Raw genomic sequence first — 1,742 nt, 5'->3', positions numbered from 1 at the left:
TGTCGGCGTACACGTGAACGTGGCTCTGGCAAGATTTTCGTAGTCGGAGATCATCTGGGTGACGCGGTCGGCTGGTCCGAATAGTGGGCATCCTGTGGCTGTGCTCTTTTGAACTAGCAAGCCTGTTACCGCAGTTGGCCGATGTGTTGGTGGTCTCGGTCGATGTCTCCGATGCTGTTGTGGCGGTCCGCGCCCGCACGAGGTCCGGTGTTCCAGCAGGATGTACTGGATGTGGCCGGCTCAGCGCGTGGTGCCACAGCCGCTACGTACGGCACCTTGCCGATGTCACTCTCGGGGGTCGGGCTCTGCGCATCGATTTGTCCGTACGCCGCCTGTACTGCGAAGACCCGACTTGCCCGAAGGTGACCTTCGCCGAGCAGGTGCCGGGCCTGACCGTGCGCTATCAGCGGCGCACACCGCAGTTGCAGCGCATGGTAGAGGCCGTCGGTGTGGTTCTGGCCGGCCGGGGCGGTGCTCGGATGCTGCGGGTCTTGAATGTCACGCTCTCGCGGTGCACCGTCCTGTCCCAGCTGATGCGGGTACCGCTTCCGCCACTGGAGACACCTCGGGTGCTGGGGGTGGACGACTTCGCGCTCTACGGCGGCGTCTACGGCACTCTCCTGGTCGACGCTACGACTCGGCTCCCGCTGACACTCTGGGAAGGACGCGACGCGGAACAGCTCAGCCGCTGGCTCCGAGAGCACCCCGGTGTCGAGGTCGCCTGCCGCGACGGCTCCCTCACCTATCGGCACGGAATCACCGCTGGTGCCCCCGACGCCGTGCAGGTCAGCGACCGCTTCCATCTCTGGCAGGGCCTCTCCCGCCGCGTCCAGGACATCGCCTCCACCCACCGCAGCTGCCTGCCCGCAGCACTGCCCCCGGTCAGTGAGACCGATCCGGCGCCGGTCGAGGAGACCGCCGAGAGCACCGCGGCGGCGGACACCCGGGCCGGGCGCCATGCCCGAAGGCTGTTCGAGGCCGTGCATGCCCTGACCCGCACAGGCCGGAGCCACAGCTCCGTGGCCCGGGAGCTCGGACTGGACCGTCGCACCGTACGCAAGTACGCCCGAGCCCGGACCTGGCAGGAAGTGATGCGCCGCCCACCCCGCAAGCCCTCCACCCTGGACCCCTACCTCGACTACCTGCAACAACGCTGGGACGAAGGACAGCACAGCGCGAAGATCCTGCACGAGGAACTCCAGACCAAGGGCTACCTCGGCCACTACCAGCGCGTGAAAATGGCCGTCGCACCCCTGAGACGGGGTCTGCCCCTGGACGAGCCACGCGAGCGACCGCCCTCCCCACGCGAAGCCGCCCGCTGGATCACCACCCACCCGGGCCGCCGCAGCCCACACATCAACGACCGCCTGCCCCGACTCCTCGACCACTGCCCTGACCTCAGGCACACCCACAACCTGGTCCGCCGATTCGCCGGCATGCTCGACAACCGTGACGCCACACCCTTGCCAGACTGGCTGGACGACCTCGCAAACAGCAGACTGGCCCCTCTCGTCGGCCTCGCCGGGGCCCTGCGCGAAGACCAGCATGCCGTCGCCCAGGGAATCACCACCCCTTACAACTCCGGAGTCAACGAAGGCCGCATTACCGATGTCAAGCTGCAAAAACGTCTGATGGCCGGACGCGCCGGTATCCCACTTCTCCGCCAACGCGTCGTTCTGATCGCCCACCTCCGCCGACGCTATGCGGACCGACCGACCGCGTCACCAAGATGATCTCCGGCT

The 1,742-nt window shown here is 67.3% G+C and carries 1 protein-coding gene; it reads left to right on the top strand.

Going from position 1 to position 1,742, the window contains the following annotated elements:
• Positions 1–83: 83 nt before the first annotated feature.
• Entirely contained in the window at positions 84–1,733 is a 1,650-nt protein-coding gene (locus ACZ68L_RS46835) for an ISL3 family transposase (RefSeq protein WP_469591028.1), read from the top strand.
• Positions 1,734–1,742: the final 9 nt, after the last annotated feature.

Source organism: Streptomyces sp. NPDC104309 (genome assembly GCF_055584025.1).
This window is presented reverse-complemented; position numbering and strand designations above follow the sequence as displayed.